10 protein-coding genes are annotated in these 15,628 nt (G+C 68.4%); 1 reads left to right on the top strand and 9 read right to left on the bottom strand.

All coding sequences use genetic code 11. The features are described from left to right. Window positions 1-522 precede the first annotated feature (522 nt). Together ACFY0T_RS45500 and ACFY0T_RS45495 are read right to left on the bottom strand one after the other, a co-directional pair. On the bottom strand, window positions 523-3,156 hold the full coding sequence (locus tag ACFY0T_RS45500; protein WP_388884434.1) for an amino acid permease: 2,634 nt from the start codon (window positions 3,154-3,156) through the stop codon (window positions 523-525). A 303-nt stretch (window positions 3,157-3,459) separates the two neighbouring features. Then, a complete protein-coding gene (locus ACFY0T_RS45495; protein ID WP_388884436.1) occupies window positions 3,460-3,603 on the bottom strand; it encodes a hypothetical protein in 144 nt (47 codons plus the stop codon). Window positions 3,604-3,976: 373 nt separating this feature from the next. Here ACFY0T_RS45495 and ACFY0T_RS45490 point away from each other — a divergent pair, with 373 nt between their 5' ends. After that, window positions 3,977-4,672 carry a DUF899 domain-containing protein gene (locus ACFY0T_RS45490; RefSeq protein WP_388884433.1) on the top strand — a complete coding sequence of 232 codons (696 nt, stop codon included), beginning with the start codon at window positions 3,977-3,979 and terminating at the stop codon, window positions 4,670-4,672. Window positions 4,673-5,179: 507 nt separating this feature from the next. On the opposite strand, the gene ACFY0T_RS45485 is transcribed toward ACFY0T_RS45490, so the two are convergent. The 7 genes from ACFY0T_RS45485 to ACFY0T_RS45455 form a co-directional block, all read right to left on the bottom strand. Continuing rightward, window positions 5,180-7,138 (bottom strand): TIGR03960 family B12-binding radical SAM protein, encoded by a 1,959-nt coding sequence (locus ACFY0T_RS45485; RefSeq protein ID WP_388884432.1) that lies wholly within the window; start codon window positions 7,136-7,138, stop codon window positions 5,180-5,182. A 70-nt stretch (window positions 7,139-7,208) separates the two neighbouring features. After that, a complete protein-coding gene (locus ACFY0T_RS45480) occupies window positions 7,209-8,729 on the bottom strand; it encodes a CHAD domain-containing protein (RefSeq protein ID WP_388884431.1) in 1,521 nt (506 codons plus the stop codon). A 234-nt stretch (window positions 8,730-8,963) separates the two neighbouring features. Beyond that, the gene (gene rodA / locus ACFY0T_RS45475) at window positions 8,964-10,163 is read right to left on the bottom strand and encodes a rod shape-determining protein RodA (protein WP_388884430.1); all 1,200 of its coding nucleotides are present in this window, start codon (window positions 10,161-10,163) and stop codon (window positions 8,964-8,966) included. Continuing rightward, window positions 10,160-12,418: a penicillin-binding protein 2 gene (gene mrdA / locus ACFY0T_RS45470; protein WP_388884429.1), complete on the bottom strand. Its 2,259-nt coding sequence runs from the start codon at window positions 12,416-12,418 to the stop codon at window positions 10,160-10,162. The genes rodA and mrdA overlap by 4 nt, the downstream gene beginning before the upstream one ends. Window positions 12,419-12,582: 164 nt before the next feature. After that, window positions 12,583-13,254: a rod shape-determining protein MreD gene (gene mreD, locus ACFY0T_RS45465; RefSeq protein WP_388884428.1), complete on the bottom strand. Its 672-nt coding sequence runs from the start codon at window positions 13,252-13,254 to the stop codon at window positions 12,583-12,585. Between the two features lie 15 nt (window positions 13,255-13,269). Continuing rightward, a complete protein-coding gene (gene mreC / locus ACFY0T_RS45460) occupies window positions 13,270-14,208 on the bottom strand; it encodes a rod shape-determining protein MreC (RefSeq protein WP_388884427.1) in 939 nt (312 codons plus the stop codon). 229 nt (window positions 14,209-14,437) lie between these two features. Then, window positions 14,438-15,457, bottom strand: coding sequence for a rod shape-determining protein (locus tag ACFY0T_RS45455; protein ID WP_081217257.1), 1,020 nt, complete (start codon window positions 15,455-15,457; stop codon window positions 14,438-14,440). Window positions 15,458-15,628 lie beyond the last annotated feature (171 nt).

Here is a 15,628-nt window from a genome sequence, read left to right as displayed (position 1 = left end):
CAGAACACCGGCACGGAGGCCCTCATCAAGCCCGGCACCGTGAAGTTCACCAGCGCCATCATGAACCGCGCCGTCGTCGACGGCATCAAGCAGACCCCGTCACAGGCCGACTGACGCGTCCGCACACCCTCCGCCGTACAGGCCCTGCTCCGCGCCCGGGCGGGGCGGGGCCCCTTTCTCCAAGGCCGAATGCACTGCTGACCTGCGGTGGAGCAGAGTCCGCGGCTGGTCGTCCGCCGACTGAGTGCCCGGTGATCCCCGTAGTTCCCCGCAGTGCCATGACCACTTGGTGTCGAAGCAACCTCGCCGGGAGCTCTGTATCTCTGCCTCAGCGATCGGCCTGGCAGCGTCTGTGACCGACCGGCGCCGGCGCAGCCACCCCAGGAAGGCTCGGGAGGCTCGGGACCGGTGCGGGGCTGATCCGCCTGACAAACCGATCTGCAGCAGACCGAGGAGCCAGCCGCCCTGCCTCGCTCCTCACGGGAGCACCAGGGCCGCAGCCTGTTCGGACCTCGGGAGGTGCTACTGGCCGTCCGCCGGCGGCATGTCCTGCTCGGTCCAGATCGTCTTGCCGGTGGGGGTGTAGCGCGTGCCCCAGTGGTGGGTCATCTGGGCGATGATGAACAGGCCCCGGCCTCCCTCGTCGTCACTCGCGGCGTGCCGCAGATTGGGCGTGGTGTGGCCGGTGTCGGAGACTTCGCAGATCAGGGTCCGGTCGCGGATCAGGCGTACCTGGATCGGGCCGCCGACGTAGCGGATGGCGTTGGTGACCAGTTCGCTGACGATGAGCTCGCTGGCGAACGCCAGGTCGTCCAGCCCCCAGTCGCCGAGCTGCTTGCTGACGGCGGCGCGGATGGTGGCCACCGCCGCCGGGTCAGGGGGCAGCTCCCACTGGGTGAACTGCTTCCGGTCGAGCAGGCGGGTGCGGACCATGAGCAGCGTCGCGTCCTCGTCCACCGGCCCGGGCAGCAGGGTGGTCACCGCCCGGTCGCACAGCTCTTCCAGGGGCCTTCGGCCGTCGGCGAGGGCCTGGGACAGCTGCGCGAGCCCGGCGTCACGACCGTCGGTCGCCTGGAGGAGGCCGCCCGTGAAGAGGGCGACGAGACTGCCCGGCGGGAGTTCCAGTTCCGTGCTCTGGTAGGGCGGGCCGGCGATTCCCAGCGGCGGTCCGGGGGGCAGCTCCGGATAGTCGACGACGCCCGTGTGCGGTTCGACGACCGCCAGCACCGACTCCCCGGCCCGCGCCAGGCTGCACTTCCCCGAGCCGGGGTCGTACACCGCGTACAGGCACGTCACGCCCAGGGCCTCGTCGGCCTGCGGCCTCAGGTGGCCCGGGCCGTGGCCGACCCCGCCCTCGTGCGCGGTCTGCTCGACCAGGTCGCCCAGGCGGGACAGGAGCTCGTCCGGGCTCAGGTCCAGCCGGGCCAGGACGCGCACACCCGTACGCATGCGTCCCATGGTGGCCGCGGCGCGCAGGCCGTGACCGAGCACGTCCCCGACGACCAGGCCGACCCGGGTGCCCGACAGGGGGATGACGTCGTACCAGTCGCCGCCCACCCCGGACCCGCTGTCGGCGGGGAGGTATCGGCTCGCCGAGTCAAGGGCGGTGTGCGACGGCAGGTGGCGCGGAAGCAGGCTCCGCTGGAGCTTGAGGGCCACCGCGTGGCCACGGGTGACTACCGGCATCAGCAGGAGACCGAGCAGCAGGGCGCCCAGGCCCAGGACGGTGACCCCGCCGGTCGGTCCGATCAGCGGCAGGTCGACGCTGGTCGCCCCGTACCCGGGGTCCGCGTAGACCAAGGTCGCGTAGAGGAACAGGCAGAGCATGATCAGCCCGCCCAGCCCTGGCAGCACGCCCTTGAAGACAAGGTCCCTGGTGCTGCGGGTGAGGATCTTGCGGTGATACCACAGGCAGGCGAACCCGGTCAGCCCGTAGTGGAACGCGATCGCGAGGCCCACCGAATCGATCGAGTCGGCCAGCACGTTCCCGCTGAAGGAGGTCAGCAGGATGAGCAAGGCGATCGAGACCGCTCCCATGCCGACGGTCGACCAGGTCGGGGTGAGGAACTTGCGGTGGACCCGGGCGAACCGGGCGGGGAGAGCCTTGTGGACCGCCATGGAGAAGACGGTCCGGGCCAGGGGCAGGATGGTGGTCTGGGTGGAGGCCAGCGCCGAGGTCAGCACCATCAGGATCAGCAGTCTCGACAGGAGAAGCCCTGTGCCGTCGCTTCCGAAGACGGCCTCGCCCAGTCCGGAGAACACATCGTCCGAGTTGTCGGTGTTGCCCAGCCCGACACCCGAGGAGCCGACTCCGGCGAAGGCCTGCGCCGAGGTGGTCACCAGCGCGTACATGATCAGGAGCAGCACGGTCGACATGACTGCGGCGCGCCCGGGGATGCGTGTGCTGTCGACGGTTTCCTCGTTGATCGAGACGGCGGTGTCCCAGCCCCAGTAAATGAAGACTCCCGCCAGGAGGCCCGAAGTGAGGCCCTTCACCGAGGACACCTCGAAGGGGTTGAACCAGGAGGCGGAGACATGGATCGCTGTCGAAGGAGCGTCGGTGTAGACCCTGACCAGTGCGGCGACGGCGAGAAGGACCAGCATCCCCACTTCCAGGCACAGCAGCCAGCGCTGGACGGCGGCCGAGAACTGGATGCCGACGTAGCAGACCGTGGTCATCACGGCGATCCAGACGATGCCCGCCACGGTGGTCCACAGCCGGTCCTCCGCCAGTCCGTTCAGGCCCACCAACCGAAAGCTGTAGATACCGGCGATCTCGGCGAGGCTCGCCATGACGATGACGTTGGCGACGATGATGCCCCAGCCGCCCATCCAGCCGGTGCGTGGGCCGAAGGCGCGGGTCGCCCAGGTGAAGGTGGTTCCGCAGTCGGCGTTGCTCGCGTTGAGCTCCCGGTAGGCGTACGCGATCAGCAGCATCGGGACGAACGCCACCATGGTGACGATCGGGGCCTGCAGGCCGACCGCCGCCACGATGAGGCCAAGCGTTGCGGCGAGGCTGTAGGCCGGGGCGGTGGAGGCCAGCCCGATGACCACCGAGGAGAACATGCCCAGGGCGTCGTTCTTGAGCCCTTTCCGGCCGGCCCCCGTCCCGGGAGCGGGGCGGTCGGCGGACTCGGCGTCGCCAAAGTGCCTCACACTTGATTCCAACGCCGGGCCGCTCCTCTCCGCAACAGCGCAGGGGCAGCAGGAAAGCCGCCGGTGGGTGACGCCCGCGCGCCGGCCGCCCCCTGTGGCTGCCACGGTGCACGAGGGCGGTCCGGCCGTTCCCTGCCGCTCGCGGAGCGAGCCGCTTCGAAGAGCGGGTGCTCAGTCCTCTCCGAATGCGCCCAACCCACACCGACTCACCTTGAAGTCGCCGCACACCACTGAGCCAAGGCGGCAGCCACCTCGTCTTCACTCGCCGGAGCATCACTCACCCGAACGAATGCCTCGCTCACCTCAGTGCGCGTGACCGCTCGGCACCGGCGCGGCGTTCTTGACCGTCAGAGGCAGCAGCTTCTTGCCCGTCGGGCCGATTTGGATATGCGTGTCCATCTGCGGGCCGACCGCACCAAGGAAATCGCCGACTGCCCAGATCCGCAATCGGGCAACTTACCCAAGGAGCCTTCACAGTCCGGCAGAGGCGTTCGAGGCATACCCCGTCGCGCAAGAGACTGCCTCCCACCCTGGGCTCCAACAGCAGCCAACGCAGCGGCCACCTCATCCTCGCCAGGGCATCGGCGATGCGTGCCAGCGCCTCCCGCCCGGGCGCTGTTGGAGGAGTTGAAGAGGGCGGAGGCCCTCTGTCGCCTTCCTAAGCCTCCTGAGCAGTGGTGATGCCTAGTTTTGGGCATCGTGCTGCCTCGTCGTTTTGGGCATCGTGCTGCCTCGTCGGCCGGCGACCGATGAGTTCCGGAGCCCGCTGGGGTCTACCTCTGCACAAGCGAAAGCTGCGCACGAGCTCTGTGAGGGGACCATGACCACCCACGCACTACCACCCGTCGTCGACGCCGCAACTTGGGAGCGCCAGCTCGAGGCACTGCGTGCCCGGGAGAAGGCCGCAACGCGGGAGCTTGACGCCATCGCCGCCGAGCGTCGTCGCCTGCCGATGGTCGAGATGCCCGACTACACCCTCGAGGGCGAGGACGGCCTCGTTCGGCTGGCGGACGTCTTCGAAGGCAAGAGGCAACTGATCGTCTACAACCACATGTGGTCCGCCGGCCAGGAATGGCAGTGCCCGGGCTGCACGGGGTTCACCTCGCAGTACACCCGCCTGGAGTTCCTGGACAACTACGATGCGCGATTCGTCATCGTCACCCAGGGCGCGATCAAAGAAGCACTCGCCTACAAGCAGCGGGTCGGCAACCAGATGCCGTGGTACTCGACTGCCAACAGCTCATTCGGGGCCGACGTCGGCGCACCGCCCGACGGAGGATTCGCGGTCAACGTGTTCCTGCGCGACGGCGACACCGTCTATCGCACCTGGCACACCAACGGCCGGGGTACCGAGCAGCTCAGTCACACCTTCGCGCTGATCGATGTCCTACCGTACGGACGGCAGGAGGAATGGCAGGACTCGCCCGAGGGCTGGCCTCAGTCGCCCACCTACAGCCGGTGGGCGACGTCCAAGGACATCGCTGCGCTCTATGGCTCGGGCTCCGGCGGCGGCTGAACTGATCACGGACGACTAGCGGGTGGACTCGCTGATTCTGCCGGTACGCGACGGGATGAACATCGCCCGGCGTCGCTGCCGCCCACCAAGTGGGCGCCGCGCCAGTGCGGGTCTGGCACAGCCTCTTCGTCCCGAACTGTCGGCTGGGCGTTCACCGAAGTCTGATGGGCTGGTCAATCGGCCATGGATGGCTGCTGAAGGTCCGTTGCGGTTGTTGATAACTCAGCCGCGGTTAGGGGACCCACAGCGCCAGACTCACGGACTCGATGCCGGCGAGCCCCCTCCCGATCCGGAAGGGGGCTCTCACGAGGAGCCGTGCGCTAGACCCACTCCACCTCGGACTGGACGCCCGAAGAGATCCCAGGCGGCGGCAGTGGCGTTCTCGGGGTATCCCGAACGCACTGCTGTCCCCTGCCCTGGACGCCGAGCACACTCAGCACCACGGCCGTCTCCTCCTCGCTGATGCCAGCCAAGGCATCGGCGACGCGCCGCAACGCCTCACTCACGTCAGTGAGAGTGTCCGCTGGTCGCAGGCTTCTTGACGGTCAACGGCAGCAGCTTCTTGCCCGTCGGGCCGATTTGGATATGCGTATCCATCTGCGGACAGACGCCGCAGTCGAAGCACGGAGTCCAGCGGCAGTCCTCGACCTCGGTCTCGTCGAGGGCGTCCTGCCAGTCCTCCCAGAGCCAGTCCTTGTCGAGGCCGGAGTCGAGGTGGTCCCAGGGGAGGACCTCCTCGTAGGTGCGCTCGCGGGTCGTGTACCAGTCGACGTCCACGCCGTAGGCGGGGAGCGTCTTCTCGGCGCAGGCCATCCAGCGGTCGTACGAGAAGTGCTCGCGCCAGCCGTCGAAGCGGCCGCCGTCCTCGTAGACCGCGCGGATGACCGCGCCGATACGGCGGTCGCCGCGTGAGAGAAGGCCCTCGACGATGCCGGGCTTGCCGTCGTGGTAGCGGAAGCCGATGGAGCGGCCGTACTTCTTGTCGCCGCGGATCTTGTCGCGGAGCTTCTCCAGGCGGGCGTCCGTCTCCTCGGCGGAGAGCTGCGGGGCCCACTGGAAGGGGGTGTGCGGCTTGGGGACGAAGCCGCCGATCGACACCGTGCAGCGGATGTCGTTCTGGCCGGAGACCTCGCGGCCCTTCTGGATCACCTTCGTCGCCATGTCGGCGATCTGCAGGACGTCGTCGTCCGTCTCCGTCGGCAGGCCGCACATGAAGTACAGCTTCACCTGGCGCCAGCCGTTGCCGTAGGCGGTGGCGACCGTCCGGATGAGGTCCTCCTCGGACACCATCTTGTTGATGACCTTGCGCATGCGCTCGGAGCCGCCCTCGGGGGCGAAGGTCAGGCCGGAGCGGCGGCCGTTGCGCGTCAGCTCGTTGGCCAGGTCGACGTTGAAGGCGTCCACGCGGGTGGAGGGGAGGGAGAGGCCGATCTTGTCGTCCTCGTAACGGTCCGCCAGGCCCTTGGCGATGTCACCGATCTCCGAGTGGTCCGCGGACGAGAGGGAGAGGAGGCCGACCTCCTCGAAGCCCGTCGCCTTCAGGCCCTTCTCCACCATGTCGCCGATGCCCGTGATGGAGCGCTCGCGCACCGGGCGGGTGATCATGCCCGCCTGGCAGAAGCGGCAGCCTCGCGTACAGCCACGGAAGATTTCGACGGACATGCGCTCGTGGACCGTCTCCGCCAGCGGGACCAGCGGCTGCTTCGGGTAAGGCCACTCGTCCAGGTCCATGACCGTGTGCTTGGACACGCGCCACGGGACGCCCGACTTGTTCGGGACGACTCGGGCGATACGGCCGTCGGGGAGGTACTCGACGTCGTAGAACGCCGGGATGTAGACCGAACCGGTCTTCGCCAGACGGAAGAGGACCTCTTCGCGGCCTCCCGGGCGGCCCTCGGCCTTCCAGGCGCGGATGATCTCGGTCATGTCGAGCACGGCCTGCTCACCGTCGCCGATGATCGCCGCGTCGATGAAGTCGGCGATCGGCTCGGGGTTGAAGGCCGCGTGGCCGCCGGCCAGGACGATCGGGTCGTCCAAGCCACGGTTCTTCGATTCCAGCGGAATCCCCGCCAGGTCCAGCGCCGTCAGCATGTTCGTGTAGCCCAGCTCCGTGGAGAAGGAGAGGCCGAAGACGTCGAAGGCCTTCACGGGGCGGTGGCTGTCCACCGTGAACTGGGGGACCTGGTGCTTGCGCATCAGCTCCTCAAGGTCCGGCCACACGCTGTACGTGCGCTCGGCGAGGACGCCCTCGCGCTCGTTCAGGACCTCGTAGAGGATCATGACGCCCTGGTTGGGCAGCCCGACCTCGTACGCGTCGGGGTACATCAGCGCCCAGCGGACGTCACAGGCGTCCCAGGGTTTGACCGTGGAGTTGAGCTCTCCGCCGACGTACTGGATCGGCTTCTGCACATGCGGGAGCAGAGCTTCGAGCTGCGGGAACACCGATACAGCGGATTCGGCAGGCATCTCGCGAACTTTCGTGAGCTGACGGGGGTGACCATCTAGCCTAACGCGGGCGGAGAGGCCCGCCGCGCCGTCAGACCGCCGCCTGCCCCGCGATCGTCTCCCAGGCCCCCGGCAGCTCGGCCTCGTCCGCCGCCGCACGCTGCTCCTCGCGCCCGTACAGCACCCCGTACGTGAACGAGCTCTCCCCCGCCGCATAGGCCTGACCTGCGAGTTCAAGCAGGGCCTCGCGGGTCATCACGCTGTCCTGGTGATCGCCGAGCAGGTTTTGCAGGGATTTCATCGACTTGACCAGGTCGGCGGCGGGCTTGCCCAGGGCCGGGGCGGCGGCCTCGGCCGCGTACCGGGTGCGCTTGGCCTTCTTGCGGGCCTCGTGCATCGCGAGGTCGCGGTCGGCGCCGGGCGGTCGGTCGAGGGCCTCCGCGACCAGGTCGGAGACCTTCTTGAAGTCCTTGCGGACAGCTTTCGCGATCACCTTTTCCGGCTTCCCCTGCGCCGCCTTGCGCAGCGGCGGGTCGGAGACGATCACGTCGACCGCGATGAGGAGATCCAGGTACCGCTTTCCGTCCAGTACGTCGATCAGGCGGTTCCGGGAGCCTCCGTGGCGGGCGTGCGCCCAGGTGTGCAGGCGGGTGCGGACGGGGCCGGAGATCAAGGTGCGCGGCAGGTTGTCGAGCGCTTCCGTGAGCCGCTCGGTGAGGACTTCCTGGTCGCGGTCGACGCCCAACTCACCCGCCAGCCATTTCAGTTCGTCGCCGATCGGGTCGGTGACGGAGCGGTCGAGGACCTTGGAGTACGAGCGGAACGCGCTGCGCATACGGCGGGTGGCGACGCGCATGCTGTGCACGGAGTCGTAGACGTCGCGGCGGACGGCCGGGTCCAGTTCGACGATCGCGTCGCGCTGGGCGCGGAGGTAGGCGAGGACGTGGTCGCCCGCGGTGACCAGATCCTTGTCGGCGGGGGCCGCCTCGGCGGGCTTCTCGCGCGTGCCGGTCTCGCCCAGCGCCTTCGCCAGCTTGGAGGGCGAGGAGGAGCGGCTCAGGCCTGCCTTGCGGAGCTTCTTCTCGACCTTGTCGAGGAAGGCGGGGTCGCCGTCGTCGGCCAGCTCCACCTCGATCTCGGTCCACTCGGCGGTGCCCTCGCCGCCGCTGAGCCGCTCCGCGCGGACGCGGTCGAGGCTGACCTCGGCGAGGAGGGCGCCGGAGGCGTCGACGAGGTGGCGGATGTCCCTGGCCGACCGCAGGCGGACGAGGGGGACGAGGTCGGCGTCGCGCACCCGGGAACGGACGAGGCCCGTCAGGGAGTGGGGCACGGTGTCGGAGAGCGGGGCGCGGACCTCGTCGCGTACGCCTTCGGAGACGGGGAGTTTGAGGTGCCAGCCCGCGTCGTCGCCGCCGGTGCGGCGGCGGAGGGTGAGGGAGGCGGCGGCGAGCCGCTGGTCGGGGGTGTCGTAGTAGGTCGCGTCGAGTTCGGCGACGCCCTTGTCGATGACGCCCGAGACTCCGGAGACGCCGGTCAAGTCCGGCAGCCCCGCGTCGGCGTCGGCCGGGGGACCCTCGTACTTTCGCTCGATCTCGCGCTTGGTGTCCGCCATGAACCGAATCTAGTGGCAGAGGGGCCGGGATGGCAGTGCCGGAGCCCGCTGGGCAGGAACGGTTTTTCGCCCCCTCCGCCCCTGCCCTTCCCGTGCCTGGGGGCTGCCGCCCCCAGACCCCCGCTATCGCGCTGACGCGCTCGTCCTCAAACGCCGGACGGGCTGAAAGATTCAGCCCCTCCGGCGGGACGGGCAGGGGCGGCGGGGGCGAAAAACCCACCCGCCGACCACCCCCTACGCCGACATGGGCCGCTGCACCCTGATCGACTGCAGCAACCCCACCGCCACCCACACCGCGAACATCGACGAGCCGCCGTAGGACACGAAGGGCAGTGGAAGACCGGCGACCGGCATGATGCCGAGGGTCATGCCGATGTTCTCGAAGGACTGGAAGGCGAACCAGGCGATGATGCCGGCGGCGACGATCGTGCCGTAGAGCTCTGTGGTCTCGCGGGCGATGCGGCAGGCTCGCCACAGGACCACGCCCAGCAGGACCAGGATCAGTCCGGCGCCCACGAAGCCCAGTTCCTCGCCCGCGACCGTGAAGACGAAGTCGGTCTGCTGCTCGGGGACGAACTGGCCGGTGGTCTGCGAGCCGTGGCCGAGGCCCGTGCCGAAGAGGCCGCCGGAGCCGATCGCGATACGGGCCTGGTTGGTGTTGTAGCCGACGCCGGCCGGGTCGAGGTCGGGGTTGGCGAAGGCCGCGAAGCGGTTGATCTGGTACTCGTCGAGAATGTGCAGCTGCCAGACGGCGATCGCGCCCAACGCGCCCGTGCCGAGGAGGCCGAACACCCAGCGGTTGGAGGCCCCCGACGCCAGCAGCACGCCCAGGATGATGATCACCATGACCATGACCGAGCCCAGGTCGGGCATGAGCAGCACGATCATGATCGGGACGGCGGCGAGGCCCAGCGACTGCAGCACTGTGCGGTGATCCGGATACTGCTTGTCGCCCGCGTCCACCCGCGCCGCCAGCAGCATCGCCATGCCCAGGATGATCGTGATCTTCACGAACTCGGAGGGCTGCAGCGAGAAGCCGCCGCCCAGCACGATCCAGGCGTGCGCGCCGTTGACCGTCGCGCCCAGCGGGGTCAGCACCATCAGGATCAGGAAGACCGAGATGCCGTACAGGATCGGCACGGCCGTGCGCAGGGTGCGGTGGCCGAGCCAGATCGTGCCGATCATCAGGCCGAAGCCGATGCCGGTGTTCATCAGGTGCCGGATCAGGAAGTAGTACGGGTCGCCCTGGTTGATCTCGGTGCGGTTGCGGGTCGCCGAGTAGACGAGGGCCGTGCCGATCATGGAGAGCGCGATGGCCGAGAGCAGTATCGGCCAGTCGAGCCGGCGGGCCAGCGAGTCGCGGGCGAACAGGCGTGTCCAGCCCGCGCGCTCGGGTCCGTACCCGGAGACGGAGAAGTTGTTCGCTCCGGTCATGTCAGGATCCTCGTCCCCCGCCTCTTCTTCTGGCGGGTCGTGCGCCTTCGTGTGTTGCGGTTGCTCTCAGTGGGTGAGGGCGTGGTGCCCGCGGGCAGGTCCTGGTCGGTGGCGCCGGACTTGTCCTCCTCGCCGGCCTGCTGGTCCTTGGCCGGGTCCTTGGAGATCGCCGGGGCGTCGATCGAGCCGTCGCTCTGGATCTTCGGCAGGCTCTTCTCCGGAGTGGGCAGCAGGGCCTTGCTCTTGTCGATGGTGCCGTCCTCGGAGACGCCGTACAGCGCGTTGTAGATCTTGCGCACAGCGGGGCCGGAGGCGCCGGAGCCCGTACCACCCTGGGAGATCGTCATGACGACCGTGTAGTCCTTGGTGTACGTGGCGAACCACGAGGTCGTCTGCTTGCCGTAGACCTCGGCCGTACCCGTCTTGGCGTGCATCGGGATCTCGTCCTGCGGCCAGCCGCCGAACCGCCAGGCGGCCGTACCACGGGTGGCGACGCCCGCGAGGGCCGCGTCCATCATGTCCCGCGTGCCCTTGCTTATCGGCAGCTTGCCGTGCGACTTGGGCTTGATCTCCTGGACGGTCTTGCCGTCGGCGCTGACGATCGCCTTGCCGATGGTCGGGTCGTGCAGGGTGCCGCCGTTGGCGATCGCCGCGTAGATCGTGGCCATCTGGATCGGGGTGACGAGGGTGTCGCCCTGGCCGATGGAGTAGTTGACGGAGTCACCGGCGCGCATCTTGTTGCCTTCGAGGCAGTTCTCGTACGCGATCTTCTCGACGTAGGTGCCGTCCTTCTTGCCCGTCTTGCACCACGCGTCCTTGTTGGCCTCCCAGTAGCTCTCCTTCCACTGGCGGTCGGGGACGCGCCCGCTGACCTCGTTGGGGAGGTCGATGCCGGTCTCCTTGCCGAGGCCGAACTGATGGGCCGCCTTGTAGAACCAGTCCTTGGGCTTCTTCTTGGGGTTGATGCCCCCGTCCTTCTTCCACTGGTCGTGGGCGAGGCCGTAGAAGACGGTGTCGCAGGAGACCTCGAGAGCGCGGCCGAGGCTGATCGGGCCGAAGTTCTCCGACTCGAAGTTCTTGAAGACCTGGTTGCCGATGGAGTACGAGCTGGTGCAGGGGTAGCGGCCGTTGAAGTCGTACCCGGCCTCGACGGCGGCGGCCGTGGAGACGACCTTGAAGGTGGAGCCGGGTGCCGACTGACCCTGTATGGCGCGGTTCAGCAGCGGGTAGTTGGACTTCTTGCCGGTGAGCTTGGCGTAGTCCTTGCCGGAGATGCCGCCGACCCAGGCGTTCGGGTCGTACGACGGGTTGGACGCCATGGCGACGACACGGCCGGTCTTGGCCTCCATGACGACGACGGCGCCCGAGTCGGCCTTGTAGTTCTCGTGGGTGTTGTCGTCGAACTGCGTACGGGCGACCTTCATCGCGTCGTTCAGCTCGTACTCGGCGACGCGCTGGACGCGGGCGTCGATGCTGGTGACGAGGTTGGAGCCGGGCTCGGCGGCGTCGCTCTCGGCCTTGCCGATGACGCGGCCGAGGTTGTCGACCTCATAGCGGGTGACGCCGGCCTTGCCGCGCAACTCCTTGTCGTACTCGCGCTCCAGGCCCGACCTGCCGACCTGGTCGGAGCGCAGATACGGGGAGTTGGTGTCCTTGGCCTTGGTGATCTCGTCGTCGGTGACGGGCGAGAGGTAGCCGAGCACCTGCGCGGTGTTGGCCTTGCCGGGGCTGGCGTAGCGGCGCACGGCCTCGGGCTCGGCGGTGATGCCGGGGAAGTCCTCGGAGCGCTCGCGGATCTGCAGGGCCTGCTTGGGGGTGGCCTCGTCGGTGATCGGGATGGGCTGGTACGGCGAGCCGTTCCAGCACGGCTGCGGCGTCTTGGCGTCGCACAGCCGGACCTTCTCCATGACGTCCTTGGGCTTCAAGCCCAGGACCCCGGCGAGCTTGGTGAGGACGGCCTTGCCGTCGTCCTTCATCTTCAGCAGGTCGGTGCGGGAGGCGGAGACGACGAGCCGCGTCTCGTTGTCGGCGATCGGCACACCGCGCGCGTCCAGGATCGAGCCGCGCACGGCGGGCTGCACGACCTGCTGGACGTGGTTGCCGGAGGCTTCCTTGGCGTACTCGTCGCCGTTGCGGATCTGGAGATACCAGAGGCGTCCGCCGAGGGTGCCGAGGAGGGAGAGGACGAGGATCTGGATGACGACGAGTCGGATCTGGACCCGTGGGGTCCGACCGGTCTCGGGGATGTTGGTCACTGCTGCTGCCTCCCCCTCTCAGTGTGTGTACGAGACATACGAGTACCCGGCGAACCTGTGCGCGGCGACACCGGTGTCGGTCAACTTCCGTGACACGAGCAGCGCTTGAGGCACCCTCACGGCTTTCCCCACGCCTGCTCTCGCAGCCGCCTTCACCACTGCCCTCACAGCCGCTTGACCCCCTTGATGCGTCCCGCGCGGGCGACGCGCGCCTTGGCCGCCTTCACCCGCAGCCCGCCGCGCTGTCTGCCGATGCGCAGCCCGGTGCCGGACGCCAGCCAGCCCGCGGAGACGTCGGCCGCCTTGACGGGCGTGCTGGTCTCGGCGAGCGGATTGTTCTCGGCGCGCCGGGCCAGGGCCATCAGCGCCGGGACGACGAACGGCGCGAGCAGCAGGTCGTACAGGGCGGCCGTGAACAGCAGGCTGCCGAGGCCCACATGGCGGGCGGCGGTGTCGCCGACGAGGGCGCCGACACCGGCGTACAGCAGGGTGGAGCCGACCGCGGCGGCGACGACCACGGCCATCGGGCCGGTCGCCGACTTGAGCTGGCCGTTCTCCGGCTTCACCAGACCGGCGAGGTAGCCGATGACGCACAGCACGAGGGCATAGCGCCCGGCGGCGTGGTCGGCGGGTGGGGCGAGGTCGGCGAGCAGGCCCGCGCCGAAGCCGATGAGGGCGCCGCCGACATGGCCGTAGACCATGGCGAGGGCCAGCACGGTGAGCAGCATCAGGTCCGGGACGGCGCCCGGGAGATGGAGCCGGGCAAGGACGCTCACCTGGATCACCAGGGCGACGACCACCAGGGTGACGGAGAGCAGCATCCGGTTGAAACGCATGGGATTTTGCTCCTCCTACTGCTGCTCGTCGTCGACAGGCACGGACTCCGAAGGGGTAACCGTCACGGTCACCGTCGGTGTGGGCGTCGGCTTGGGTTTCGGCGGCAGCACCGCGTCACGGGGGTCCTCTTTGGGCGACTCGACGACAACGCCGACGATGTCGAGCTTCGTGAACGAGACATACGGCTTGACGTAGATCGTGCGGGTCAGGTCGCCGCCGGACGGGTCCACTCGGGAGACGACACCGACCGGGACGCCGGGCACGAACGGCTTGTCGGCCTGCGAACCGAAGGTGACCAGACGGTCACCCTTGTTGATCTTCGCCTTGCCGTTGAGCAGTTCGACGCGCAGCGGGCGGTCGCCCTGCCCGGAGGCGAAGCCGAGCTCGTCGGTCGACTCCATCCGCGTACCGACCGTGAAATCGGGGTCGTTGGCGAGCAGCACGGTGGCGGTGTCCGGGCCGACGGTGGTGACCCGGCCGACCAGCCCGTCCCCGTTCAGCACGGTCATGTCGCGCTTGACGCCGTCGTTGGCGCCGACGTCGATCGTGACGGTCCAGGAGAAGCCCTGGGCCGATCCTATGGCGATGACCTCGGCACCCTTGATGCCGTACTGACCCTCGCCCGCCACCTTGATCATCTTGTCCAGCTGCTTGAGGCGGCTGCGGTTACGGTCGTCGCTGCCGAGCTTCGCCTTCAACGCGGCGTTGTCGTGCTCGAGTTGGGCGATGCGATCGTGCCGGCCGCCCGAGTCGCGGACCGCCGCGATCGCGTTGCCGACGGGGTCGACCGCGGACGACACCCCGTTCTCGATCGGGCCGAAGACCGTCGCGGCGGCCTGGCGGGCACCGTCGACCGGTGAGTCCTGCCCGCCGCGGATGTCCACCGTGATCAGTGCGAACGCGATGGCGATCAGCAGCACCAGGAGCAGCCGGCTCTCTCGTGTGTCCCTCACGTGCGGCGGCCGTGCCTTCCTCGTTGGTATGGGTCAACAGGGGCACACCCTGAGCAGAAGAATGCCCACGGTGTGATGAGGCTGTTATGGGGGGCAGTTGCTGTGGGGGGTGATGGGGTGGCTGTTATGGGAGAGGTTATGACTCTATGTCGGAGGAGTTTATGCCTCCATACCAACGATCCGCCGTACGAGAGGGGATCATCTCGTACGGCGGAATCGAAGTGTTACTTCATCTGCGGGGCTGGGCGTCCAGGACCTGCTGGAGCGCCTCGAACTCCTCGACGCACTTGCCGGAGCCGAGCGCCACGCTGTCCAGCGGGTCCTCGGCGATGTGGATCGGCATACCGGTCTCGCGGCGCAGCCGCTCGTCGAGGCCGCGCAGCAGGGCGCCGCCGCCGGTCAGAACGATTCCGCGGTCCATCACATCGCCGGACAGCTCCGGCGGGCACTTGTCGAGGGTCGTCTTCACGGCATCGACAATCGCGTTGACCGGCTCCTCGATCGCCTTGCGGACTTCGGCGGCCGAGATGACGACGGTCTTCGGCAGCCCGGAGACGAGGTCCCGGCCGCGGATTTCGGTGTGCTCGTCAGTATCGAGGTCGTATGCCGAACCGATCGTGATCTTGATCTGTTCGGCAGTCCGCTCACCGAGAAGAAGGCTGTACTCCTTCTTGATGTGCTGGATGATCGCGTTGTCCAGTTCGTCGCCCGCGACGCGGATGGACTGGGCGGTGACGATGCCGCCGAGCGAGATGACCGCGACCTCCGTGGTGCCGCCGCCGATGTCCACCACCATGTTGCCCGTGGCCTCGTGGACCGGCAGGCCGGAGCCGATGGCCGCGGCCATGGGCTCCTCGATGATGTGCACCTGGCGGGCGCCGGCCTGGGACGACGCCTCGATGACGGCACGGCGCTCGACGCCGGTGATGCCGGAGGGCACACAGACGACGACGCGGGGGCGGGCGAGATAGCGCCGCTTGTGGATCTTCAGAATGAAGTAGCGGAGCATGCGCTCGGTGATCTCGAAGTCGGCGATGACACCGTCCTTCAGCGGGCGCACGGCAACGATGTTGCCCGGCGTCCGCCCGATCATCTTCTTCGCCTCCGCGCCGACCGCGAGGATGCCACCGGTGTTGGTGTTGATCGCGACGACGGACGGCTCGTTGAGTACGATCCCGCGACCCCTGACGTACACCAGCGTGTTGGCGGTCCCGAGGTCGACAGCCATGTCACGGCCGATGAACGACATTGAGTTCCCCATCAGGATTCGTCTGGCCTTCCCAAGTGGAGCTTTGACGGCTTTTTAGGACGGCGAGGTGGGTGCAGTGACGTGAAGGCTTCCATCGTAGACGCGCCTGCACGAACACCGCGCGAGGGTCTTCGCCATTGTCAGCAGATGATGAGCCGCCCCGCTTGTGGA

Origin of the sequence: Streptomyces sp. NPDC001530 (assembly GCF_042894545.1) — a bacterium.
In the GTDB taxonomy this organism is placed as follows: Bacteria; Actinomycetota; Actinomycetes; order Streptomycetales; family Streptomycetaceae; genus Streptomyces.
Note: the sequence above shows the minus strand (reverse complement) of the source record. Positions and strands in the feature narration are given on the sequence as shown.

Bases quoted from the DNA above. Each gene is read 5' to 3' on its own strand.
- mreD (WP_388884428.1), bottom strand. From the start codon at position 13,254: ATGCGTTTCAACCGGATGCTGCTCTCCGTCACCCTGGTGGTCGTCGCC.
- rodA (WP_388884430.1), bottom strand. From the start codon at position 10,163: ATGACCGGAGCGAACAACTTCTCCGTCTCCGGGTACGGACCCGAGCGC.
- ACFY0T_RS45455 (WP_081217257.1), bottom strand. From the start codon at position 15,457: ATGTCGTTCATCGGCCGTGACATGGCTGTCGACCTCGGGACCGCCAAC.
- ACFY0T_RS45480 (WP_388884431.1), bottom strand. From the start codon at position 8,729: ATGGCGGACACCAAGCGCGAGATCGAGCGAAAGTACGAGGGTCCCCCG.
- ACFY0T_RS45490 (WP_388884433.1), top strand. From the start codon at position 3,977: ATGACCACCCACGCACTACCACCCGTCGTCGACGCCGCAACTTGGGAG.
- ACFY0T_RS45485 (WP_388884432.1), bottom strand. From the start codon at position 7,138: ATGCCTGCCGAATCCGCTGTATCGGTGTTCCCGCAGCTCGAAGCTCTG.